The organism is Agrobacterium sp. A3-95 (assembly GCF_053521785.1).
In genome coordinates, this window is record NZ_JBNWDR010000008.1 from 245,991 (window position 1) to 268,239 (window position 22,249).

Here is a 22,249-nt window from a genome sequence, read left to right on the forward strand (position 1 = left end):
ACAAGACATACACGAAGATATCAAGGGAAAGCACGCCGCATGATTGCAGATCGGTGCGGCGTGCACCGGATTTATGCGATGCGGCGGTAGACGAGGTGATAGAAACGCCCGTCGCACATGCTCATCATCTCGTCCGTCAGCACCCGGCCTTCCAGTCTAACAGGCGAAACCAGCGCTTCTTCCACAGCCTCAATCGACGGATAGTCGATTTCCTGCACCATAATGATGGCCGCCGCGTCCGGGTCCGTACGCTCGGTGCGCATGACGCGCACGGCCTGCGCGTTCGGCATGCGTTTCCAGACCGGCAGAAGCTTTTCCTCGACAATGCGGAAAAACTCCTCCTCCCGACCGGCGTGGATCTTGCCTTCAAAAATTGCCGAGCGTGTATACATGGTTCCCTCCCGAATGAATGCCCGATGCAACAGTTCTGTAGATCGGACTTGCAATGATACCGATAACATGCATTATTGATCCTGCCAAGAACGCGAAATGGTGTCGACCAGAGGAAAATCGATAACCAGCCAAAATCATTGAATTTCATGGGGAATTCTAACGGTTTTGGATCTTCGCGTCTTCTTGGGAGGAGTTTTTTGCAAATCGGGTTGAAATGTTATCGAGAACATTTTTCGGTTTGCGCAAAGGCCGCTGTTCCCGTGCGGACGGCAAATAAAGGGTTGGAGGAGAAACCATGAGCATTTCCAGATTTTTGAAGAACATGACCGTCGCAGTCGGTGTTGCCGCAGCAACGCTAGCCGCCACCACCTCGGCCCATGCCGTCTCGCTCAGCGAGATCACCGCGCGCGGCAAGGTCAAAATCGGCGTTCTCACCGGCGCGCCGCCGATGGGTATGGTGGACGAGAAGGGCAATCCTTCCGGTTACGACGTTGATGTCGCCAATCTGATCGGCTCTTACCTGTCGCTGCCGGTCGAGCTGGTGCCGCTGACGCCGCCGGCCCGCATTCCGGCGCTCCAGACCGGCAAGGTCGATTTCCTTGTCGCGACGCTCGCCCCGACCGGTGAACGCGCCAAGACCGTCATGTTCACGCAGCCCTACAGCGCCTTCAACATGGACATCATCTCCGGCAAGGACCAGAAATTCGAAAATCTCGACAGCCTCAAGGGCAAGCGCGTTTCGGTCAATCGCGGTTCCTCGCAGGAAACCGCGCTGCGCAAGGCCAATGTCGAAGGTCTCGAAATCGTCGTCTACGAAGACGATTCCACCAGCGCCCAGGCTCTGCTTGCCGGTCAGGTGGATGCCGTCGCCCTGCCGTCCACGGTGGGTGAGGCGATCATCAAGCAGCGTCCGGAAGCCGGTCTGCAGGTCGGTTTCACCTTCTTCCAGCAGGGCAATTCCATGGCGACGAAGATTGAGGATTTCGAGCTGCGTCAGTGGCTGAACACCTCCATCTATCTCATGAAGATGTCGGGCGATCTCGACCGCATCTCGGTGAAGTGGACCGGCCGTCCGCTGCCGCAACTGCCAAGCTTCTGATTGAGCCATTCAACGCGCCCGCCGGGAGAAATTCCGGCGGGCCGGGAAATGTCCACGGAGTGACGCATGTCCTATACATTTCAATTCGGCGCGCTTGCCCAATATCAGAACGAATTGTTGAGCGGCATATGGCTGACGATCAAGCTATCGGTCCTCTCCATCGTGCTCGGTTGCGCTTTCGGCATTCTTTTAGCCTCGCTGCGTTCCATCAATGGCGGCATCGTCCGCATCATCGTGGACGGCTATGTTGAGGTGATCCGCAACACGCCATTTCTTGTGCAGCTTTTCATCGTCTATTTCGGTCTGCCGGGGCTCGGCTTTCGCGTTGGAGCCGATACGGCAGCTCTGATCGGCATGACGATCAATCTTGCCGCCTATTCCACGGAAATCATCCGCGCCGGCATCGAGGCGGTTCACAAGTCGCAGATCGAGGCGGGTGAGGCTCTGGGCTTCACCAAATATCAGATCTATCGTCACGTCATCATCGTGCCTGCCATCGCCAAGGTCTATCCTTCGCTGTGCAGCCAGTTCGTGCTGATGATGCTGGCATCGAGCATATGTTCGGCCATCTCCACCCATGAGCTTGCGGCCGCCGCTGCCTTCGTGGAATCGCAGACCTATCGCTCCTTCGAGGTCTATATCGTCGTCACGCTCATCTATCTTGCGCTGGCGCTCAGCCTGCGGCTCATCCTTGCCGTTGTCGGCATGTGGCTGTTCGGCCGCCGCGTGGCGCGCAAGACGATGACCGCCTTGCCGGAGGTGCAGTCATGACACTCAGAACTTTCGGCTGGAACGAGTTCGGCTTCCTGCTCACCGCCCTGCAATGGACCGTGCTTCTGACGATCATTGCGCTCATCGGCGGCGGCCTCGTCGGTTTCTTCGTGGCGCTGGCCCGCACCTCGGATCTGAAGGCGCTGCGTATCGCTGCCGGCACCTATATCCAGGTCATCCAGGGCATTCCGGTGCTGATGATCCTGTTCCTGTCCTATTACGGCCTAAGCCTTGCCGGACTTGAACTGCCACCGCTGATTGCTGCCGGCGCATCGATGACGATCTATACGTCGGGTTATCTCGCCGAAATCTGGCGCGGCTGCATCCAGGCGGTGCCCAAGCAGCAATGGGAAGCGTCGGAGTCTCTGGCTCTCACCCGCGCCCAGCAATATCGCTACGTCATCCTGCCGCAGGCGATCCGCATTTCCCTGCCGCCGACCGTCGGTTTTGCCGTTCAGGTCGTCAAGAATACGTCCATCGCATCAATCATCGGTTTCGTCGAACTGGCGAGAGCAGGGCAGCTTATCAACAATGCCACGTTCCAGCCGTTCCGCGTCTTCGTCGCGGTGGCCGTGCTTTATTTCATCGTCTGCTACCCGTTGTCCCAGCTGTCTCGTTGGCTGGAAAGGAGGCTTCATGCCGGAAGTAATCGTTGAAAACGTTCACAAGAGCTTTGGCGCTCTGGAAGTCCTCAAAGGCGTGTCGCTGACGGTCGGCCGTGGTGAAGTTTTCGCCCTCATCGGCCGCTCCGGCTCGGGCAAGAGCACGCTGCTGCGCTGCATGAACGGGTTGGAGAAGATCAATTCGGGCCGCATCGAAATTGCCGGCCATGCGCTGGGCGGAGATGCCACAGCGCTGCGCAAGCTGCGCACCGATGTCGGCATCGTGTTCCAGAGCTACAATCTTTTCCCGCATCTGACGGTCGGCGAAAACATCATGCTCGCTCCGCGTATCGTCAAGGACGTGGCAAAGTCGGAAACGAAGGACATTGCCCGCGAGGTTCTGCAACTCGTCGGCCTGTCGGAGAAATTCGATTCCTATCCCGACCAGCTTTCCGGCGGCCAGCAGCAGCGCGTGGCGATTGCCCGTTCGCTTGCCATGCGGCCGAAGGTGATGCTGTTCGACGAGGTTACCTCTGCACTCGATCCCGAACTGACGGAGGAAGTGCTGACGGTCATGGAAAACCTCGCCAAGGGTGGCATGACCATGATCCTTGTTACCCATGAAATGGCCTTCGCACGCCGTGTGGCGACCGAAACCATCTTCATGCACAAGGGTAAGATCTGGGAACAGGGCCGCTCGGCAGAACTCTTCGCCAATCCGCAAACACCGGAACTCCGGCAATTCGTCAAGGCCGATGTGAAATAGCGCCTGATCCACAAGGACATATCCATGACTACTGAAATCGTACAACTGTGCCCGCTGATCCCGGCACTGGAAGAAGAACTCGCGCAGCGCTTCACTGTTCATCGCCTGTTTGAGGCGGCAGACAAGGCGGCGTTCCTTTCTGAAAAGGGTGCTGCAATCCGCGGCGTCGTCACCGGTGGCCATATCGGCCTGCCGGCGGATATCGGCGCCGCACTCCCCAATCTCGAGATCGTCGCCATCAACGGCGTCGGTTTCGACAAGGTGGATCTGGCGGAAGCCAAGCGACGCGGTTTCCGCGTTTCCAACACACCGGATGTTCTGACGGCGGATGTCGCTGACCTCGCGCTCGGTCTTGTTCTGGCGCAGGCGCGCAAGCTGCCGCAGGCTGACCAGCATGTGCGCACGGGGCAATGGCTGAAGGGTGATATGGGTCTTTCCACCCGTGTGGCCGGCCGCCGCTACGGCATTTTTGGCCTTGGCCGCATCGGTCAGGCGATCGCCAAAAGACTGGAAGGCTTTGATGCGCGCATTTCCTACACCGCCAGAAACCGTCGCGATGTTCCCTATGATTATCACGACAGCATCGAAGCGCTGGCCGCCAATTGCGACGTGCTGATCATCGCCGCCGCCGCCACCGCCGAAACGCGTCATATCGTCAATGCGGATGTGCTGAAGGCTCTCGGTCCCCAGGGTGTGCTCGTTAACGTGGCGCGTGGTTCGCTTGTGGATGAAAAGGCACTGGTCGAGGCGCTTTCGAGTGGCACGATCGGTGGCGCAGCGCTTGACGTCTTTGAGGATGAGCCACGTGTGCCGGAGGCGCTTTTCGCCTTCGAAAACGTCACGCTCGCGCCGCATATCGGCAGCGGCACGCACCAGACCCGGCGCGCCATGGCCGATCTGGTTCTCGCCAATCTCGACGCGCATTTTGCCGGTAAAGAGCTCCCCACACCTGTCGTGTGATGGATAAGCAATTGACGGTTGCAGTCAAACGCTGCAGCCGTTGCAGCTCATGAGATTGACTACGAAGTCCTGCAGCTCACGGTTCAGTGCTATGAAGTATTGAATGGGAAAAGCTTGCTTCACGGCGCAGATGCGCCGTGGCTCAATGCCGGTTCAAGGCTGGCATGTTGCAGGAGAGGTTTTGCCTTTGCCGACAATCTGATCGCGCGGTATTTGTCGCGCCATTTCGCTTCAATCCCACGCCGCCGTTCATATTTATATAATATGTATAATCCTACTATTCTGCTTCCTTATACAGTAACGAGGCGGATAGTTGCGTTCCAAAGGCCCGAAGTCACGCTTGCAGAACCGGCCGCCGCGGACGAAGTCCGATGCGCCGCCATCCGACCGGCATGCGCTGCTTGAAGCGATGATCGATCATGTGCCGGATTTCATCTACGCCAAGGACCTGGAAGGCCGCTTTCTTTTCGCCAACCGTGCCATCGTCACCGAAAACGGCTTCGACACAGTCGAGGAACTGATCGGTCTCACCGATTACGATATTAACGGCGATGCGGCGCAGCGTGCCGGCATTCCAGAGACCGAGGCGCGGGTGATGCGCACGGGAGAGCCGGATCTCGGTTTTGAGGAACGCGCAATGCGCGGCGATATCGACCGCTGGCTGATGATGTCGCGCGTGCCGCTTAAGGACAAGAACGGCGCGATCATTGGTGTGGTTGGTGCATCCAGGGATATTACCCAGAAGAAAGCCTCGGAGCGACTGCTTCAGGCGCAGGCGCATATTCTCGAAATGATTGTTGGGGCGGCGCGTATCGAGGATTTTCTCGAAGAATTCGTGAAGGCCATCGAAAACCTCGCTACGGGTCTTGCCTGCGCTGTTCGCGTATTCGATGCCGCGGCCGGCGAACCCTCGGTCTATGCCTCACCGGCGCTTTCACAGCATGCGGGGGTGACAGCACTCATCTCCAGCGTCAGCGATCCCGAAAGCCTGACCTATCCCGCCGGTAATGTGGCCTTCAGTTTCGATATTCCCGCCAGCGAAGGCAATGCGCACGGTTTCGTCTGGTGCATGTTGGCGGGCCGCACACCGGATGCGGGGCTTTTGGAGTTCATCGCCGCCGCCGCGCGCATGGCGGGTCTTGCGATCGATCGCAAACGGGCGGCGGAACATATCGCGTTTCTTGCCGATCACGACATGCTGACACGGCTGCCCAATCGCCGCTTTCTGGATACGAGATTGCCGGAGATACTGGCAGCATCGGCAAAAGCGAAGCGGCATGTCGGCATCGGCTTTCTCGATCTCGATAATTTCAAGCAGATCAACGATACGCTCGGCCACAGCGTTGGCGATGCTTTGTTGTCCAAAACGGCTGAGCGCATCTCGCGCAGTCTCGGTCGAAACGATCTGGTGCTGCGGGTGGGCGGGGATGAGTTCGTCATCATTCTGCATAAGCACAAGGACGATTTCGAAAGCCGCCTGCAACATATCCGGGCTGCAGTCTCGCAGCCGCTGCGCCTCGGCAACTACGATATCAAGGTCACATGCAGCATTGGCATGGCATTTTTCCCGGAGCACGGGGAAACCACGGCGGAAATTGTCGCTGCGGCCGATCTTGCGATGTATGAGGCCAAGCATAGCGGGCGAGATGGCATTGCAACCTTCACGCCCCGCATGGCGGATGATCTGAGGAAGAAGTTCACCCGCATCGAGGAATTGCGCAAGGCGGTGGAAAGGGACGAATTCGTTCTACACTATCAGCCGCAGGTGGACCTTCTGACCGGTCGCATCAGCGGCGTGGAGGCGCTGGTACGCTGGCAGCACCCGGCGGAAGGTCTGCTCGGCCCCGCGGAATTCATCGGCCTTGCGGAAGAAACCGGCCTCATCGTGGAACTTGGGGAAAGCGTTCTGAAGAAAGCCTGCCTTCAGGCGCAGGCATGGTGCAATGCCGGGCTGCCGCCCGTCAAAATGGCGGTCAATATTTCACCCAGGCAATTTCAGGGCGGTCTTGTGGAGCAGATCAGGTCTGCGCTCACGCAATCCGGCCTTGCACCGTCTCTGTTGGAAATCGAGATCACCGAAACCCTCATCATTCAGGATGTGGAAACATCCGTGCGGATCATGCGCGTCATCAAGGAGATGGGCGTCAGCCTGGCACTGGATGATTTCGGCATCGGTTATTCCTGTCTCGGCATGCTCAAGACCTTCCCCCTGTCGTGCATGAAGATAGATCGGTCGTTCCTCACCCATCTGCCGGAAAAAACCAAGGACAGCGCCATCGTCTCCATCATGATCCAGCTTGCGGGGTCTCTGGGCATCGATGTCATTGCCGAGGGCGTCGAGACCGGCGAGCAGGCAGCGTTTCTGCGCGCTGCCGGCTGCCCCTATGGGCAGGGTTATTACTTCAGCCGTCCGGTGCAGGCGGATGCGATCGAGGCAATGTTGGGGAATATGATGACTTTCCCCGCTGGTCTATCGAACGACATGCAATAATTCCCACCTCGGTGGCCTGCCTCTAACCGGATTCGCCGGGCGCGAATTGGCGGAAGGCACGTTGCGCTGTCTTTGCCGCATAGTGGCGTCGGGAGGGAGTGCGGCTATATCACCCTTCTTGCGACCCCACGCGGCATTAAAAGCCCGCATCCCCTCATCTTCATCCATGAAACTTGATTCCTTTCCCAAGCGATTGCGGGATTGGGCGCAAGTTTGTTCTAGTATTATAATTCAAAAATATTAGAAATAATTTGCGCTATAACTAAGTAATAAATATCAAAATCACCAAATAAAACATTTATATATTATATATTAAACTATTAATTTGTTGTAATTTTACTACGTTATTTGATTGTATGCTTTAAGTTTATTTGGATTTTTTAGATTTAAATTGCGAGTCTCCCGAAGTTTCTGCCATTTGCTGGATCAGCGCAGAGAAGCGGGCGGCAGGGAAAAGACCAGCCCTCGGCTTTGCGCATTCGCTGAAAAATTTTTTGACTGGAGATTAAAAATGAACATCAAGAGCCTTCTCATCGGCTCCGCTGCCGCTCTCGCAGCAGTATCCGGCGCACAGGCCGCTGACGCTATCGTCGCTGCCGAACCCGAGCCCATGGAATATGTTCGCGTCTGCGACGCCTTCGGCACCGGCTTCTTCTACATCCCCGGCACCGAAACCTGCCTGAAGTTCGACGGTTACGTTCGTTTCCAGACCGACTTCGGTCGTAACCAGTCCGGCACTTCCGACTGGGATGCCACGACGCGCGGTCAGTTCAACATCGACACCCGCACCGACACCGAACTCGGCGCTCTGCGCGGCTACATCGGTCTGCGCGGCCAGGCCGACAACGACACTGACCGTAACGTCGTTCTCGATCAGGCTTTCATCGAACTCAGCGGCCTGAAGGTCGGTTTCTACTACAACTGGTGGGATGACGGTCTCTCTGGCGAGTATGACCAGCTCAGCTCCAACCGCACCCGTCTGAACGCCATCCGTTACACCTACGACGCAGGCTCCTTCTACGTTGGTGCCGCTGCTGAAGAGCTGGAAGGCTCGCGCAAGGGCACGTCTGAGCTTGGCGTTTCAAAGGGCGGCAAGTTCAAGACCAACACGAACGATGTCGGCGTAAGCGCCATCATCGGCGGCAAGTTCGGCGGCGTTAAGGCCAACCTGCTCGGCGCTTACGACACCAACCAGGAAAACGGTGCAATCCGTGCAATCGTCACGGCTGACATAGGTCCGGGCACCCTTGGGCTCTCCGGCGTATGGGCTTCCGGCGCCAACTACTACTACGAAGAATCCGAATGGTCGGTTGCTGCCGAATATGCCATCAAGGCAACCGACAAGCTGACCATCACCCCCGGTTTCCAGTACTTCGGCACGATCGATATCGGTGCTAACAACGACTTCGTTGGCAACCGCGATGCATGGCGCGCTGGCGTAGCGACAAACTACAAGATCACCTCCGGCCTCTCCACGAAGGTTGCAGTGACCTATCAGGACGTGGACGGTAAGAAGGGTGTAAACGGCGGTGGCGATAGCTGGACCGGCTTCCTTCGTCTCGAGCGTTCGTTCTAATACCCGACACAAGAAAAAAGCATAAACCTGGTTAGATAACTCAGATCCACCCCGCTCTTGAGCGGGTGAGTGCTAGCTCCAGTCAAAGTTCCTGACATGACGTCAGGTTTGCTCCCCGGACCCCTCCAGGCCGGGGAGATTTTGTTTTGAGGAAAGTTCCGGCAGATTTTTGTCAACAATGTCGTTGCGGGCATTTGCGGGCGGGTCGCTGGGTTGGCGGGTTGCCGGTCCTGGAGATCAGGTTGCGCTATCGCTCGCCAGGCATTGGTACCGGCGGCTGGGGAGGGTGCACTGGCTCTTCGAAGGTTCGCAGCAAACGGCCCCAGCCCGGATCATGCATATGCGCTTCAAGACCCGCGCGGGCGGCAAGTGTCAGTGCCTCTTCCTGTCCAAAGGAGAGAGCCGCATCGACGTCGGTCGTCAGAACACGGCCGTTTTCCATCAGCATCTTGCCATCGACGAAAACGGTGTCGACATCGCTTCCCAGAACCTGATGCACGAGACGGTGCACCGGCATCCACATCGGCATCAGATGTGGCTTGCGCATGTCGATGACGACGACATCGGCCTTTTTGCCAATTTCGAGCGAGCCGATTTCATCTTCCATGCCGATGGCGTGGGCGGCGTCGATGGTGATCATTTCGAATATCTTGCCCGGCGGCAACAGGTAGCGATCGTGATTGTGCAGCAGATGTTGCGTGAACTGCGCAAGTCGGGCGGTCTGGAGCATATCGAAGTGACGGCTGGGTGCTGCGCCATCGGTGGTGATGGCGACTCGAATCCCCTTGGACATCATTTCCATGATCGGCGTTGAGCGGCCCGGCGGGGCGTGGGTCACGCGCGTGCCGGTTTCCGCCAGTATGTCGATTTCTTCATGCGAGATGCCCCAGCAGTGCTGGAGGTGGATATCCGGGCCGAGAAGCGCATTTTCCTTATCCTGAAACGCCATGCGGATTTGCCCCGCAAATGCATCCGAATGTAGCCTGACGCCCATTTTCCGGGCCGTCTCGCGTATTCGGCGCGCCTGCATGCGGTCGTTTTCCGTCAGTTTCACGGCGTGGTCGGGGCTTGAAGCGTTGGAGGGTTCCACCGAGGGAACGATGGTAAAGGGTGTCAGGAAAACACTGATGCGTCCGTCTGCCGTTCCGTTCAGGGCGTCGATCGTGGCTTCGCTGCCTTCGATCATTTCCTCGAAGCTTACATTTCGGCGCTCCGGAGAGCCGCTTTCCCATCGGGTCACCGGGTGCGGCCAGGGTAGGCCGGAAGGTCCAACGCAGATGATTTCACGAAGCCCGATTTCGTCATAAGCGCGGGCGTGGTTGATGGCAAAGACGGGGTCGTCGGCGCGTGGCATCGAGGTGATGATGCTGGCACCTGTCGTCACGCCGGCGCGAAGCCGCTCGATGCCGGAGACCAGGCCGTCCGCATACCAGTAATCGCGTGTGACGTAGTGATAGTAGGTCGGCGTCACGACCTTCATCCACATGGCGTTGGTGTCGGCCGCAATGCTGCGGATCAGCGCGTGCCCTGCATGGCCATGGGCGTCAATGAGGCCGGGAATGATGAGTTTTCCCCGGCAATCTATGATCTGTTTGTCGCTGTGACGTGGCGCCAGCTCCGCTGCTGTACCGATGTCGACAATACGGTCGCCCTGAATGGCAAGGCCACAATCCTCGATGATGCGTCTTTCACGATCCACCGTCACCATCGTGCCGTGCAGCAGCAGAAAATTCCCCATTTCGTCCTCTCCCTCATTGAAGCGTAGCTTGTATCCAGAACCTCGCGATTTTGGATACGATAATTGTCAACAATATTATTGACAATACGCCTGTGCGAAACAATACTCCGCCTTGTCCGGCCGGTAGGTCTGTCGGCTATCCAATGATTTATAAAAAGGGGGGATCAAATGTCCCGAATTAGAAGTTTCGTTCTGGCCGCCATGGCCGCCGCCGCCATTGCTGTTCCCGCAAACGCAGAAACCTTGCGTTGGGGCGGTCGTGCGGATCTCTACTCGCTTGATCCGTATTCGGTGCCTTCCACCTCCAACCTCGCCTTTCTCAATCATATCTATGAAGGGCTGGTGCGTTACGGGCCGGACTTCAAGATCGAGCCGGCGCTTGCGACGGAGTGGAAACTTGTTGATGAAAAAACATGGCGTTTCACCCTGCGCAAAGGTGTGAAGTTCCACGACGGTGCTGAGTTTACCGCTGACGATGTCGTTGCATCTTTCACGCGCGCTTCGGATGCCACCTCACCATTGCGCGGCAATATTCCGGTTTTTGCCGGCGTGAAGAAGGTCGATGATTACACCGTCGATCTGAACGTCACCGCGCCCACCTCGCTTTTCCTCAACGACATCACCAATATCTTCATCTTCAACGCCAAGTGGTTGAAAGATAACAACAGCGAAAAGCCGACCGACTTCGCATCCAAGGTCGATGGCTACACGACGATGCACACCAACGGCACCGGCCCGTTCAAGCTTGAGAGCCGCGTTCCCGATAGCAAGACGGTTCTTGTCGCGAACGATTCCTGGTGGGATCAGAAAAAACACAATCTCGATCGCATCGAATTCGTGCCGATTGCCTCGGCCGCAACCCGCGTTGCAGCTTTGCTCTCCGGCGAAATCGACCTGATCGATTCCGCGCCGATCCAGGATCTGCCGCGTCTGGAATCCTCGCCCAACATCACGGTGAAGAAGCGCACCGAGCTGCGCACGCTGTTCATTGGCTTCAATCGCCGCGAAAAGCTGGAAGACGGCAAGCCCAACCCCTTCAACGATCTTCGCGTTCGCCAGGCATTCGAGGCGTCGATTGATCGTGATCTCATCAACAAGAAGGTCATGCGCGATCTTGCAAGACCGTCCGGCTCGCTTATTGCGCCTGAGATTGCGGGTTACGCCAAGTCGCTTGATACCTACCAGCCTGCCGATCCGGCAAAGGCGCAGAAGCTGCTTGCCGATGCAGGTATGAAGAACCTTGCATTCACCTATACCTGCATGAATGACGAAAGCATCAACGAGGAAGACATCTGCTCCGGCGTTGCCAACATGCTCAAGCGCGGCGGGTTCCAGCCGACAATCGACATCGCCCCGCGTTCGGTACAGTCTCCCAAGCGCAATGGTGGCAAGGCCGATGTCTTCAACCTTAGCTGGGCGAACGAGCCCACGCTCGATGCCTTCTCGTTCCTGTCGCAGATCCTGTCGACCCGCAAGGGCGCGATGGGCGTATCCAACTATGGCGGCTGGTCCAACCCCGAGATCGACAAGCTGGTGGATCAGGCAGCACACGAGCAGGACAATACCAAGCGTCTCGCGCTTGAAGAAGCTGCATTGAAAATCGCCAAGGACGAGACGATGCTTGTTCCGCTGCACCAGCAGCCCATTGCCTGGGCCATGCTCGGAAAGGTCAAGAGCGTTGATTTCCGCGCCGACAACAAGCCGCGCCACTGGCTGACGCAGGTCGGCAAGTAATCCGGAATATCAGGGAGGCATTGGGCATTTCGCTGAACGCCTCCCTGAATGCTCCGCTGCCGGTGCAATTGTTGACAATGTTACGGGCGCATGCGGCCCGTACCCCGTCTCTTGCAAAAATGGGCAAACCTGCCTGCCTTTTGGCCACGGGTTTGCATCCGAGAGGTTACAATGCTGGTTTTCATCATCAAGCGTATGGGAAATGCCATTCTGGTCATGCTTTCCGTCGCGCTTATTGCATTTCTCATTTTCAGGCTTGCCGGAGACCCCGTCGAGTTGATGGTGGGGGAGCAGACGTCGCAGGAAGATCGCGCCGCCTTGCGCGAGCGTCTTGGTCTTAACGACAGTCTGCCAACGCAATATCTGCGATTTGTCAAAGATGCCGCCCAGGGCAATTTCGGCGTTTCCTATCGCAACGGCCAGCAGGTGCTGCCGCTGATCGCGGAGCGGTTTCCAGCCACGCTGGAACTGGTTCTGGTGGCCACGATCATATCACTTGTCGTCGGCCTGCCGCTTGGGGTGCTGACGGCGATCAGGCGCGGAAAGTGGTATACGGAGGGCCTGCAATTCCTGTCGATTGTCGGCGTCTCGCTGCCAAGCTTCGTTGTCGGCATTCTGCTTATTCTTGTCTTTTCGGTCAGCCTCGGCTGGGCGCCGGCCTTTGGTCGCGGTGATGTCGTGCAGCTCGGCTGGTGGTCCACCGGCCTGCTCACCTCATCGGGGCGTGCCGCACTCATTCTGCCTGCCATCGCGCTCTCGCTTTACCAGATCACGCTCGTCATGCGTCTGGTCCGCGCCGAGATGCTGGAGGTGCTGCGGTCCGATTTCGTGAAGTTCGCCCGTGCACGCGGCATTCCCCGCTGGCGCATTTATTTCCGCCATGCGCTACGCAACTGTCTTATGCCTGTTGTGACGCTGACGACGATGAACGTCGGTTCGCTCATCGCTTTTGCGCTCATCACGGAGACAGTGTTTCAGTGGCCGGGCATGGGCATGCTGTTCATACAGGCGGTGACGTTTCTCGATATCCCCGTCATGGCGGCCTATCTCTGCATCATTTCCTTCATCTTCGTTGTCCTCAACACGTTCGTCGACATTGCCTATGCGGTGATCGATCCGCGTCTGCGCACTGCGCACTAACCGAAGGGAGCCGGTTTCATGGCCACAGACCTTCCGCAAACGGCAAAAGCTGCCCGCCCGTCGCTCATCAAGCGCATACGCAACAGCGATCTCTACTGGTCGTTCAGTCACAGCAGATCGGCCAAGATCAGCGCGCTGATCCTTGCAGTCCTCATCCTCGCCGCCGTTTTCGCGCCCCTGATCGCACCGCAGAACCCTTATGACGGCGCGTCGCTCGACATGTGGAAGGCCGAACTGCCGCCGGTGTGGCAGGAGGGCGGCGAATGGCCCTATCTGCTCGGCACGGATACGCAAGGGCGCGACATGCTCTCCGCTATCCTCTACGGCACGCGCATATCGATCGTCATCGGTGTCGCCTCGGTGGCGCTTTCCCTGGTCATCGGCATGACTGCCGGGCTTGTGGCCGGTTATTTTGGCGGTTTTGCCGATAATCTCCTGATGCGCATCGGCGATATCACGCTCTCCATTCCGACAATTCTGGTGGCAATTCTCGTCTCCACGGTCGTCAGACAGATGCTTCCGGACAATCTTCGCGAGGTCGGCGCGTCTGCTGTGCTCATTCTCGCCATCGCGCTTTCCGCCTGGGTGCAATATGCGCGCACCGTGCGTGCCCAGGCGATTGTCGAAACCGGCAAGGACTATGTGCAGGCGGCGAAGCTGATCGGCGTTCCCGCGCGCCGCATCATGGCAAACCATATTCTGCCCAATACGCTGACGCCGATCATGGTTGCCGCCACGCTCAACTTCGGCATGGCGATCCTGACCGAAGCGACGTTGTCGTTCCTCGGCATCGGCATGCCACCCAGCCAGCCGTCGCTCGGAACGCTGATCCGCATCGGCAACCAGTTCCTGTTTTCCGGTTCCTGGTGGATCGTGTTGTTTCCCGTTTTCCAGCTCTGCCTGCTCGTCGTCACCGTCAACCTTCTGGGTGACTGGCTGCGCGATGCGCTAAATCCGAAACTGAGGTGAGTTCCATGTACGATCTTCTGCTCCGCAACGTCAGGCCCATGGCGGGCGACACCTGCGATATTCTGGTAAGACAGGGAAAGATTGCTGGGTTTGGAAAGTTCGACGCCGAACCCGGCATGGCGGTCGAGGATGGTAACGGTGCAATCGTCGCGCCCGGTCTCATCGATGCACATACCCATCTCGACAAGACGACATGGGGCATGCCCTGGCATGAGAACAACCGTGCCGCCATCCTGCGCGGACGGATCGATTTCGAGCGCGAGAACCGCACCCAGATCGGTATCGATCCGCACCGCCAGTCCATGCGCCACGCCATCGGCCTTGCTGCAAACGGCGGCACGCATATCCGCAGCCATGTGGATATCGATCCGACCCACGGCCTGAAGCTTGTTGAAGGCATATGGGAAACACGTGAGAAGCTGAAAGGCATCATCGACATCGAGGTCGTTGCCTTCCCGCAGTCCGGCGTCATGGTCATGCCCGGCACGGTGGAGTTGCTGGACGAGGCCCTGAAACAGGGATGCGAAGTCCTTGGCGGCATCGATCCCTGCGGCATCGATCGCGATCCCAAAGGTCAGCTCGATATCCTCTTTCAACTCGCGGTCAGGCACGGCGTGCCGATCGACATTCACCTGCATGAGGCTGCCGATCTCGGCGCCTTCACGATGGAGCTGATCTTCGAGCGTATTCGTGCCAATGGCATGGAAGGCAAGGTCGCAATCAGCCACGCCTTTGCGCTGGGCATGAATGATTACATCAGGGTCGGCAAGCTGATCGATGAAATCGCCCGGCTCGATGTGGCGATCCTGACGACGGGCGCGCCCTCGGCAACCGTGCCGTCGATCATGCGGCTGAAGGAAGCCGGCGTTCGCGTTGGCGGCGGTTGTGATGGCATTCGCGATACCTGGGGACCCTGGGGCCAGCCGGATATGATCGACCGGGCCAAGATCATCGGCATGAAGAACGGCTTGCGCTCGGATATCGAGCTTGCGCATGTCCTGCATGTCGTCTCGCAGGGCGGTGCCGATGTCATGGGCCTCAAGGATTACGGTCTTGAGGTTGGCTGTGCCGCAGACTTCACGCTGCTGACCGGCGAAACATTGGCCCATGCCGTTGTCGATGTCGCGCCACGGCCGCTGGTCGTAAAGGGCGGACGCGTGACCGCCAGAGGCGGCAAGGCGGTGGTGGAGGCGCCATGATGAACAATCCGCTACAGTCTATCGCTCTCGGTGAACGCCCCTCCGGTCGCACGCTGCTCACCGCAAGCTGGGTGGTCGGTCATAAGGACGGGTCTCACCGACTGTTGAAAAACGGCGAAGTGGTTTTCGAGAACGGCGAAATCCTTTTTGTCGGCCATGGCTTTCCGGGCGAGGTCGCGCGGCGCGTCGATTTCGGCAATGCCCTGATCAGCCCCGGCCTGATCGACCTCGATGCGCTTTCCGATTTCGATACGACTATTTTGGGCATCGACAATCACCCCGGCTGGGCGAAAGGCCGTGTCTGGCCGCGCTCTTATGTCGAGGCCGGTCCTTACGAGATGTATTCCGAGGATGAGCTTGCCTTCCAGAAACGTTTCGCCTTTGGCCAGCTTCTCCTCAACGGCATCACCACGGCGGCACCCATTGCCTCGCTGTTTTATCGTGAATGGGGAGAAACGGTCGCTGAATTCGAGGCTGCGGCCGATGCTGCCGGCGAACTTGGTCTCCGGGTCTATCTCAGCCCCGCCTTCCGCTCCGGCGGCATGGTGCTGGAAGAGCCGGGGCGCATGGTGCCCGTGTTCGATGAGGAACGAGGTCTTCAGGGGCTGAAGGAAGCAGTGTCGTTCATCGAACGGCAGACCGGAAGACACGGCGACCTCGTCCGCGGCCTTCTCGCGCCTGATAGGGTTGAAACATCGACGCTCACCCTGCTCGAAAGAACCGATGCGGCCGCCCGTGATCTCGGCTGCAAATTCCGGCTGCATATGGCGCAGGGCACCATGGAAGTTGACACGGTTCGCAAGCTGCATGGCTCAACCGCGCCGGTATGGCTCGCAAAAGCAGGCCTGCTGAGCGACCGCCTTATCGCGCCGCATGCCACCAATGCGACGCAGGAAGATCTGGCGCTCTATGCGGAAAACGGCGTGTCGATCGTCCACTGTCCGCTGGTGTCGGCCAGAAGCGGCAGTACGCTGTCGTCCTTCTCCGCGTGCCGGCAGCTTGGAATAAACATTGCGATGGGCACCGATACGGCGCCCGCCGACATGCTGATGAACCTGCTTGTCGGTCTCATCACCTGCCGCATCAATGACGGTGCTCCAGATAAGATCCGCTCGGCCGATCTGTTCGACGCCGCCACACTCGGCGGCGCTCGGGCGCTGGGTCGCTCCGATCTCGGACATCTTTCCAAGGGTGCGCGCGCCGATATCGCGGTCTTCGGTCTGGATGACACGGTCATGGCACCGAGCCTCGATCCGATCACGACGATTGTCACCGGCGGTTCGGGCAAAATCACGCGCGCCGTGTTTGTCGATGGCCGTCTCTCCATGCGGGAAAGACAGGTCGCGAACATCGACATGGCGAGCGCCCGCATTCAGGCGCAGGCACAGTTCGATGGGCTGATCGCGAAATATCCCGAGCGAAGCTGGGCCAATCCGCCCGTTTCGGAAATCTTCCCCCCGAGCTACCCGGTGGAGGTGAATACCAATGGATGACATGAACCAGTCGGTTATCGATGTCCGCAATTTGAAAGTCGAGTTCCCTGGCCGCCGGGGAACGGTGACGGCACTTTCGGATATCAGCCTTTCCATCCGCCCCGGCGAAATCCTCGGTGTGGTCGGGGAGTCCGGTGCCGGAAAATCCATGACCGGCCTTGCGATACAGGGCCTGCTCGAAAAACCGGGCCGCATCGCGGATGGCGAAATATGGCTTGGGTCGCGTCGTATCGATCAACTCGATGACAGGGCGATGGAAAGCATCCGTGGCCGGGAAATCGGCGCGATTTTTCAGGATCCGCTCACCTCGCTCAATCCGCTGTTCACGGTTGGCGCGCAGCTTGTGGAGACAATCCGCCAACATCTGCCGCTTTCGAAAAGGGATGCAAAGGCACGCGCAGTTCAGCTTTTGCGTGATGTCGGTATTCCATCTCCGGAAGAGCGCGTCGATCACCATCCGCATCAATTCTCCGGTGGTATGCGCCAGCGCGTCGTCATAGCGCTCGCACTTGCGGCGTCGCCGAAACTGATCATCGCCGATGAACCGACGACGGCGCTTGACGTGTCGATCCAGGCGCAGATCATCTCGCTGCTGCGCAAGCTCTGCAAGGAAAAGCAGACGGCTGTCATGCTGGTCACCCATGATATGGGCGTCATTGCCGAGGCGGCCGACCGCGTTGCCGTGCTTTATGCCGGCAGGCTGATAGAGGTGGGGCCGGTCGAACAGGTTCTCCATGCGCCTAGGCACCCCTATACGCAGGGCCTGATGGCCTCCATTCCTTCGCTAGGCGCGCGAGTGGAACGGCTCAACCAAATCGACGGGGCCATGCCGCGTCTCGACGCCATCCCGCCCGGATGCGCCTTCAATCCGCGCTGCGGCTTCTCAGGACCGCGCTGTCTTCGCGAGCGGCCGGAACTGGAAGCGGTGGGTAATGGCGCCAGCGCTTGCTGGATGAATGCAGGAGGTACAGCATGAACACGCCCGTTCAAAGAACACCCGCATTGACCGTCAAGGGCCTCACCAAGACTTTCGATGTCTCTGCCCCATGGCTCAATCGGGTCATTGAGCGCAAGCCCCGGCAATTCGTCCAGGCCGTAAACGACATCGATTTTAAGGTTCCGGCGGGTGGCTGTCTCAGCATCGTCGGAGAAAGCGGTTGCGGCAAGTCCACGGTTGCCCGTCTGGTGACCGGGCTGTTCCGGCCAAGCGCGGGTGATTTCCACTTCGCCAAGGGTCGCAAGGATACACCGCTTTCGGCGCAGATGATCTTTCAGGATCCCTATGCCTCGCTCAATCCGCGCTGGCGGGTGAAGAATATCATTGCCGAACCCATCCGCGAACTGAAACTTCGTGCGACCCGGGCCCAGACCATGGAACGGGTGGAGGAACTGTTGCTGACGGTTGGTCTGTCTGCTTCGGACGGCGAAAAGTTTCCGCATGAATTTTCAGGCGGCCAGCGTCAGCGCATCTCCATTGCCCGCGCTTTGGCAAGTGAGCCCGAGTTTCTGGTCTGTGACGAGCCGACATCGGCACTCGATGTATCGGTGCAGGCGCAGGTGCTAAACCTGATGCGACGCCTACAGGACGAGTTGGGGCTGACCTATCTGTTCATCAGCCATGACATGAGCGTGGTTCGCCACATGTCGGATCGCATCGCGGTCATGTATCTTGGCCGCATCGTGGAGGAGGGCGACACGGAGGAGCTGTTCGCCCGCCCGCGTCACCCCTATACCCAGCTTCTGCTGCAGACCATTCCCAATATCGACGCGCCGCGCCGTGACCGGGAACTGGTTGCCGGTGAAGTTCCAAGCCCGCTCAAACCGCCATCGGGATGCACGTTTCATCCGCGTTGCCCGCTTGCAGCGGCGCGCTGTTCGGCGGAGGTGCCAAAGGTGCGCACGCTTGCCGGCGGCACACGTGTCGCCTGCCATCTGGTGGCGGACGAAGAAGAGCTGGTTGTGAAGGAAAGAGAACTCGTCTGACCGTCGGGTCAGGCGAGTGCGGCGCGCAGATCGTGGGAAAGGTCGCGGATTTCGCTGAGATCGAGTTCCGCTTCCACATGTTCCAGATGGTGGGTCATCAGATGCGTGGCTTTCGCCGGGTCGTTATTGGCAATCGCATCGACGATTTCCGCATGCTCGTCCGGTCCGCAATTGAAGCGGTCGGTGTTGCGGTAAACGGCGGTGATGAGGGAGGAACGCGAAATGAGGTCGCGCATGGTGGTGAAGAGGAAATCGGAACCGGCTGTTTCCGCAAGCAGCAGATGGAACCCGCCGGAGAGCTTGATGATATCTGTGGTGATGTTGTGAGCATTGGCCACGCGCTCCTTGGCGACATGGTCGCGAAGCCGTTTCAGATCGGCCTTGGTGGCCGATTTGCACAGACGTTCAACGACACATTGCTCCACGGTGCGACGCACGAAGAACACGTCTCTGGCTTCTTCGACCGATGGTTTCGAAACGAAGGCGCCGCGATTGGGAACGATGGTGACGAGACCGTCGCGCTCCAGAACGGACAGGGCCTGACGGATACGTGCACGGCTGACACTGAAAATTGTCGCCAGTTGTTCTTCCTTCAGCTGCACGCCGGGACGCAGCCGCCGCTCAGCGATGGACAGCCAGACTTTCTCGACAATTTGCTGTGTAGACTGGCCGTTCTGCTCGGTCATTTTGTTCGCTCTCCATTAGGGTTAGAAAAGCGTGATGCCGCCGAAAAAGTCAACTGTTTCAACAGGGTTTTGGTTGCATAATTGTCAACAATATGAAACAATATTGTATACTATAAACGGGACAACGTCATGGAATTCGACTTCACCACGCTTGAGCCACAGAGTCGCTATCGGTTGCTGACGAATTTTATTGGTCCGCGGCCGATAGCGCTTGTCACGACCCGCTCGGAAGCGGGCCACAACAATGCAGCGCCGATGAGCTTTTTCAACGTCTTCTCCCATGATCCGCCCATCGTTGTTCTCGGAATCCAGCCGCGTCTGAATGGCGAGGAGAAGGACACGATGGCCAATATTCGCCGCACCGGCGAGTTTGTCGTCAACATGGTCGATATGACTATATCCGAACATATGCTTGTCTGCGGCCTCGGTTTCGACAGCGAGGTCGATGAACTTTCCATGGCGCAGCTGACGCCGACGCCCTGCAACAAGATCGATGCAAGCTTTGCAGCGGAATCGCCCTGCGCCTTCGAGTGCCGGGTGGAGCGTCTGATCGACTATCCGCGCCGGACGCTGGTGCTGGGGGAGGTTGTGCACATGCATGTCCACAGGGACTGCCTCGACAAGGAGGGGCATTATGTCGATCCGGACCGATACCAGCCGATCGCACGCCTCCATGCCGACAATTACATTACCTCGGATCGCCAGTTCGTCTTGAAGGCGCCCCCCATTACCGACTTCATCAAGCCAGATGGCAAGTGACAGTCCCGAAAGGCTGACCTGAATGCATATTCGTCTGATCAACCCGAACTCAACCGCCTCGATGACGGCGCAGGCGCTCGAGAGCGCCTTGCGCGTCAGGCAGGCGGATACGAAGATTTCCGCTGCAAACCCTGTCGATACGCCGGTCAGTATCGAAGGCGGGGCCGATGAGGCGCTGGCTGTTCCCGGCATGCTTGAGGAAATCCGCAAGGGCGAGCGGCTGGGCGTCGATGCCTATGTCATTGCCTGCTTTGATGATCCGGGCCTGCATGCGGCGCGCGAAGTCGCGCGTGGTCCCGTGATCGGCATCTGCCAGGCCGGCATTCAGGTGGCGATGACGATCAGCCGCCGCTTTTCCATCATCACAACGCTGCCGCGCTCCATCCCCATTATCGAAGATCTCGTCGATAGCTACGGTGCACAGCGGCATTGCCGCAGGGTTCGTGCCATCAATCTGCCGGTGCTGGGTCTTGAAGAGGATCCGCTTGCAGCCGAGGCGATGTTGATCCGCGAAATCGAAGCGGCCAAGAAAGAAGATGCGGCAGAAGCCATCATCCTCGGTTGCGCCGGCATGTCCGCACTGTGCGACAGGCTGCGCGAGGCAACCGGCGTCCCTGTCATCGATGGTGTCACGGCCGCCGTCAAGCTGGCCGAAGCCCTGGTGGGCGCGGGTTACGTGACATCCAAGGTCAATGCCTATGATTATCCGCGGGTGAAGGAAACCAAGCTCGTCGCCTGACCGGGAAAGGCGGGTGCGGCAAAGCGCCTCCACGGCGTTTGCGACAAAGCCCGCCTCGCTCTAGTGTCTGCTTTCGCGCCGGTCCGCAGAATGGCCGCGCGGGATGGGAGGCAGGATGATCGACAAGCTGGAGTTTTTCATTGCACTTGCGCGCGCGGAGCATTTCGGGCGGGCCGCGGAGGAGTGCGGCATCTCGCAGCCGACGCTGTCTGCGGCCATCCGGCAACTGGAAGATCAGCTCGGTGTCGTGCTCGTCGTGCGCGCGGCCCGATATCAGGGCCTGACGCCGGAGGGGCAGCGGGTGCTCGAATGGGCAAGGCGCATCGTTGCCGATACACGCACGATGCGGGAGGAAATGCGCGCCGCGCGTAAAGGCCTCGCCGGCCACATCCGGCTGGCCGTCATTCCCACCGCTCTCGCCATGGTGCCCAGGCTCACCGAACCCTTTCAGGCGCGTCACCCGGCAGTCACGTTTTCCGTCACCTCCCGCACGTCGTTGCAGGTTCTCAGCCAGATCGAAAATCTCGAAATCGACGCGGGAATCACCTATCTCGACAACGAACCTCTGGGCCGGGTGACGACGGTTCCGCTTTACTCGGAGCGATATCACCTGATTGCGGCTGCAGGCACGCCCCTTGCCGATCAAGAGAGCGTGACCTGGAAGCAGGTTTCTGGTCTTCGGCTTTGCCTATTGACTTCCGACATGCAAAACCGCCGCATTATCAACAAGCACATGGCCGAAGCGGGTGTTGAAGCGAAACCCACGCTCGAATCCAATTCGATGATTGTACTGTTTTCCCATATCCGAACCGGACAATGGGCTTCAATTATGCCGCGTAACATCGCGGAATCGTTTGGTTTTCCAAAGCAGATCCGAATGATCCCGATTGTCGAGCCCGATGCCGAGCATCTTGTCGGCCTCATCGCCACCTATCGTGAACCGCATACGCCACTCGTTTCCGCACTGCTGCATGAGGCCCGATTGCGCGTCGCGGCCTCCGCTTTTGATAGAAATTTCCTATCGACTGACGGAAAGACGATATTGACCTGATCTTGCTCCGCTCGCCATTCTTTCGCCATCAGGCAGCGCGGCGCGCCGGATAAGGATGTGGAGGTCCTCCGGTTCAAACGCCCGCCACCTGTCGGTTTGG

20 protein-coding genes are annotated in these 22,249 nt (G+C 58.6%); 17 read left to right on the forward strand and 3 right to left on the reverse strand.

The genetic code is table 11. The features are described 5' to 3' along the window. Positions 1-71 precede the first annotated feature (71 nt). Positions 72-392 (reverse strand): hypothetical protein, encoded by a 321-nt coding sequence (locus tag ACQZ5Y_RS20620; protein WP_004431319.1) that lies wholly within the window; start codon positions 390-392, stop codon positions 72-74. 296 nt (positions 393-688) lie between these two features. Here ACQZ5Y_RS20620 and ACQZ5Y_RS20625 point away from each other — a divergent pair, with 296 nt between their 5' ends. The 7 genes from ACQZ5Y_RS20625 (at position 689) to ACQZ5Y_RS20655 (ending at position 8,658) form a co-directional block, all read left to right on the forward strand. Beyond that, positions 689-1,492, forward strand: a complete 804-nt coding sequence (locus tag ACQZ5Y_RS20625) for a transporter substrate-binding domain-containing protein (RefSeq protein WP_004431321.1) — start codon at positions 689-691, stop codon at positions 1,490-1,492. Between the two features lie 66 nt (positions 1,493-1,558). Then, positions 1,559-2,263 carry an amino acid ABC transporter permease gene (locus ACQZ5Y_RS20630; RefSeq protein ID WP_174051152.1) on the forward strand — a complete coding sequence of 235 codons (705 nt, stop codon included), beginning with the start codon at positions 1,559-1,561 and terminating at the stop codon, positions 2,261-2,263. Then, positions 2,260-2,919 (forward strand): amino acid ABC transporter permease, encoded by a 660-nt coding sequence (locus ACQZ5Y_RS20635; protein WP_003505666.1) that lies wholly within the window; start codon positions 2,260-2,262, stop codon positions 2,917-2,919. Before ACQZ5Y_RS20630 ends, ACQZ5Y_RS20635 begins: the two co-directional genes overlap by 4 nt. Further along, a complete protein-coding gene (locus ACQZ5Y_RS20640; RefSeq protein WP_004431334.1) occupies positions 2,900-3,631 on the forward strand; it encodes an amino acid ABC transporter ATP-binding protein in 732 nt (243 codons plus the stop codon). Before ACQZ5Y_RS20635 ends, ACQZ5Y_RS20640 begins: the two co-directional genes overlap by 20 nt. Positions 3,632-3,655: 24 nt before the next feature. Then, positions 3,656-4,591 carry a 2-hydroxyacid dehydrogenase gene (locus ACQZ5Y_RS20645; RefSeq protein ID WP_080849747.1) on the forward strand — a complete coding sequence of 312 codons (936 nt, stop codon included), beginning with the start codon at positions 3,656-3,658 and terminating at the stop codon, positions 4,589-4,591. 340 nt (positions 4,592-4,931) lie between these two features. After that, positions 4,932-7,082 (forward strand): putative bifunctional diguanylate cyclase/phosphodiesterase, encoded by a 2,151-nt coding sequence (locus tag ACQZ5Y_RS20650; RefSeq protein ID WP_174051198.1) that lies wholly within the window; start codon positions 4,932-4,934, stop codon positions 7,080-7,082. Positions 7,083-7,593: 511 nt separating this feature from the next. Continuing rightward, positions 7,594-8,658: a porin gene (locus ACQZ5Y_RS20655; protein WP_065661915.1), complete on the forward strand. Its 1,065-nt coding sequence runs from the start codon at positions 7,594-7,596 to the stop codon at positions 8,656-8,658. A 247-nt stretch (positions 8,659-8,905) separates the two neighbouring features. Here the strand turns inward: ACQZ5Y_RS20655 and ACQZ5Y_RS20660 are convergent, their stop codons facing one another. Continuing rightward, entirely contained in the window at positions 8,906-10,396 is a 1,491-nt protein-coding gene (locus tag ACQZ5Y_RS20660; RefSeq protein WP_174060248.1) for an amidohydrolase family protein, read from the reverse strand. A gap of 168 nt (positions 10,397-10,564) precedes the next feature. On the opposite strand from ACQZ5Y_RS20660, the gene ACQZ5Y_RS20665 reads away from it, so the two are divergent. The 7 genes from ACQZ5Y_RS20665 to ACQZ5Y_RS20695 all read left to right on the forward strand — a co-directional run bounded on the left by ACQZ5Y_RS20665 (position 10,565) and on the right by ACQZ5Y_RS20695 (position 18,914). After that, the gene (locus tag ACQZ5Y_RS20665; protein WP_025594912.1) at positions 10,565-12,130 is read left to right on the forward strand and encodes an ABC transporter substrate-binding protein; all 1,566 of its coding nucleotides are present in this window, start codon (positions 10,565-10,567) and stop codon (positions 12,128-12,130) included. A gap of 171 nt (positions 12,131-12,301) precedes the next feature. Continuing rightward, positions 12,302-13,270, forward strand: coding sequence for an ABC transporter permease (locus tag ACQZ5Y_RS20670; protein ID WP_174060249.1), 969 nt, complete (start codon positions 12,302-12,304; stop codon positions 13,268-13,270). 18 nt (positions 13,271-13,288) lie between these two features. Further along, a complete protein-coding gene (locus tag ACQZ5Y_RS20675) occupies positions 13,289-14,239 on the forward strand; it encodes an ABC transporter permease (RefSeq protein ID WP_174051156.1) in 951 nt (316 codons plus the stop codon). A gap of 5 nt (positions 14,240-14,244) precedes the next feature. Further along, on the forward strand, positions 14,245-15,438 hold the full coding sequence (locus tag ACQZ5Y_RS20680; RefSeq protein ID WP_174051158.1) for an amidohydrolase family protein: 1,194 nt from the start codon (positions 14,245-14,247) through the stop codon (positions 15,436-15,438). Beyond that, the gene (locus ACQZ5Y_RS20685; protein ID WP_112179449.1) at positions 15,438-16,931 is read left to right on the forward strand and encodes an amidohydrolase family protein; all 1,494 of its coding nucleotides are present in this window, start codon (positions 15,438-15,440) and stop codon (positions 16,929-16,931) included. Before ACQZ5Y_RS20680 ends, ACQZ5Y_RS20685 begins: the two co-directional genes overlap by 1 nt. Further along, positions 16,924-17,907, forward strand: coding sequence for an ABC transporter ATP-binding protein (locus ACQZ5Y_RS20690; RefSeq protein WP_174051160.1), 984 nt, complete (start codon positions 16,924-16,926; stop codon positions 17,905-17,907). The genes ACQZ5Y_RS20685 and ACQZ5Y_RS20690 overlap by 8 nt, the downstream gene beginning before the upstream one ends. Then, a complete protein-coding gene (locus ACQZ5Y_RS20695; RefSeq protein WP_174051162.1) occupies positions 17,904-18,914 on the forward strand; it encodes an ABC transporter ATP-binding protein in 1,011 nt (336 codons plus the stop codon). Before ACQZ5Y_RS20690 ends, ACQZ5Y_RS20695 begins: the two co-directional genes overlap by 4 nt. A gap of 8 nt (positions 18,915-18,922) precedes the next feature. On the opposite strand, the gene ACQZ5Y_RS20700 is transcribed toward ACQZ5Y_RS20695, so the two are convergent. Then, on the reverse strand, positions 18,923-19,600 hold the full coding sequence (locus tag ACQZ5Y_RS20700; RefSeq protein ID WP_004431355.1) for a GntR family transcriptional regulator: 678 nt from the start codon (positions 19,598-19,600) through the stop codon (positions 18,923-18,925). A 129-nt stretch (positions 19,601-19,729) separates the two neighbouring features. Here ACQZ5Y_RS20700 and ACQZ5Y_RS20705 point away from each other — a divergent pair, with 129 nt between their 5' ends. From ACQZ5Y_RS20705 to ACQZ5Y_RS20715, 3 genes are all read left to right on the forward strand, one after another. Next, complete coding sequence (locus tag ACQZ5Y_RS20705) at positions 19,730-20,359, forward strand: flavin reductase family protein (protein ID WP_004431356.1); 630 nt, start codon at positions 19,730-19,732, stop codon at positions 20,357-20,359. A 22-nt stretch (positions 20,360-20,381) separates the two neighbouring features. After that, a complete protein-coding gene (locus ACQZ5Y_RS20710; protein WP_013761066.1) occupies positions 20,382-21,098 on the forward strand; it encodes an aspartate/glutamate racemase family protein in 717 nt (238 codons plus the stop codon). Positions 21,099-21,213: 115 nt separating this feature from the next. Further along, positions 21,214-22,149, forward strand: a complete 936-nt coding sequence (locus ACQZ5Y_RS20715) for a LysR family transcriptional regulator (protein WP_004431358.1) — start codon at positions 21,214-21,216, stop codon at positions 22,147-22,149. Positions 22,150-22,249: the final 100 nt, after the last annotated feature.

Bases quoted from the DNA above. Each gene is read 5' to 3' on its own strand.
- ACQZ5Y_RS20680 (WP_174051158.1), top strand. From the start codon at position 14,245: ATGTACGATCTTCTGCTCCGCAACGTCAGGCCCATGGCGGGCGACACC.
- ACQZ5Y_RS20710 (WP_013761066.1), top strand. From the start codon at position 20,382: ATGCATATTCGTCTGATCAACCCGAACTCAACCGCCTCGATGACGGCG.
- ACQZ5Y_RS20685 (WP_112179449.1), top strand. From the start codon at position 15,438: ATGAACAATCCGCTACAGTCTATCGCTCTCGGTGAACGCCCCTCCGGT.
- ACQZ5Y_RS20700 (WP_004431355.1), bottom strand. From the start codon at position 19,600: ATGACCGAGCAGAACGGCCAGTCTACACAGCAAATTGTCGAGAAAGTC.
- ACQZ5Y_RS20665 (WP_025594912.1), top strand. From the start codon at position 10,565: ATGTCCCGAATTAGAAGTTTCGTTCTGGCCGCCATGGCCGCCGCCGCC.
- ACQZ5Y_RS20690 (WP_174051160.1), top strand. From the start codon at position 16,924: ATGGATGACATGAACCAGTCGGTTATCGATGTCCGCAATTTGAAAGTC.
- ACQZ5Y_RS20670 (WP_174060249.1), top strand. From the start codon at position 12,302: ATGCTGGTTTTCATCATCAAGCGTATGGGAAATGCCATTCTGGTCATG.
- ACQZ5Y_RS20675 (WP_174051156.1), top strand. From the start codon at position 13,289: ATGGCCACAGACCTTCCGCAAACGGCAAAAGCTGCCCGCCCGTCGCTC.
- ACQZ5Y_RS20715 (WP_004431358.1), top strand. From the start codon at position 21,214: ATGATCGACAAGCTGGAGTTTTTCATTGCACTTGCGCGCGCGGAGCAT.
- ACQZ5Y_RS20695 (WP_174051162.1), top strand. From the start codon at position 17,904: ATGAACACGCCCGTTCAAAGAACACCCGCATTGACCGTCAAGGGCCTC.
- ACQZ5Y_RS20645 (WP_080849747.1), top strand. From the start codon at position 3,656: ATGACTACTGAAATCGTACAACTGTGCCCGCTGATCCCGGCACTGGAA.
- ACQZ5Y_RS20655 (WP_065661915.1), top strand. From the start codon at position 7,594: ATGAACATCAAGAGCCTTCTCATCGGCTCCGCTGCCGCTCTCGCAGCA.
- ACQZ5Y_RS20625 (WP_004431321.1), top strand. From the start codon at position 689: ATGAGCATTTCCAGATTTTTGAAGAACATGACCGTCGCAGTCGGTGTT.
- ACQZ5Y_RS20660 (WP_174060248.1), bottom strand. From the start codon at position 10,396: ATGGGGAATTTTCTGCTGCTGCACGGCACGATGGTGACGGTGGATCGT.
- ACQZ5Y_RS20620 (WP_004431319.1), bottom strand. From the start codon at position 392: ATGTATACACGCTCGGCAATTTTTGAAGGCAAGATCCACGCCGGTCGG.
- ACQZ5Y_RS20705 (WP_004431356.1), top strand. From the start codon at position 19,730: ATGGAATTCGACTTCACCACGCTTGAGCCACAGAGTCGCTATCGGTTG.
- ACQZ5Y_RS20630 (WP_174051152.1), top strand. From the start codon at position 1,559: ATGTCCTATACATTTCAATTCGGCGCGCTTGCCCAATATCAGAACGAA.
- ACQZ5Y_RS20635 (WP_003505666.1), top strand. From the start codon at position 2,260: ATGACACTCAGAACTTTCGGCTGGAACGAGTTCGGCTTCCTGCTCACC.
- ACQZ5Y_RS20640 (WP_004431334.1), top strand. From the start codon at position 2,900: ATGCCGGAAGTAATCGTTGAAAACGTTCACAAGAGCTTTGGCGCTCTG.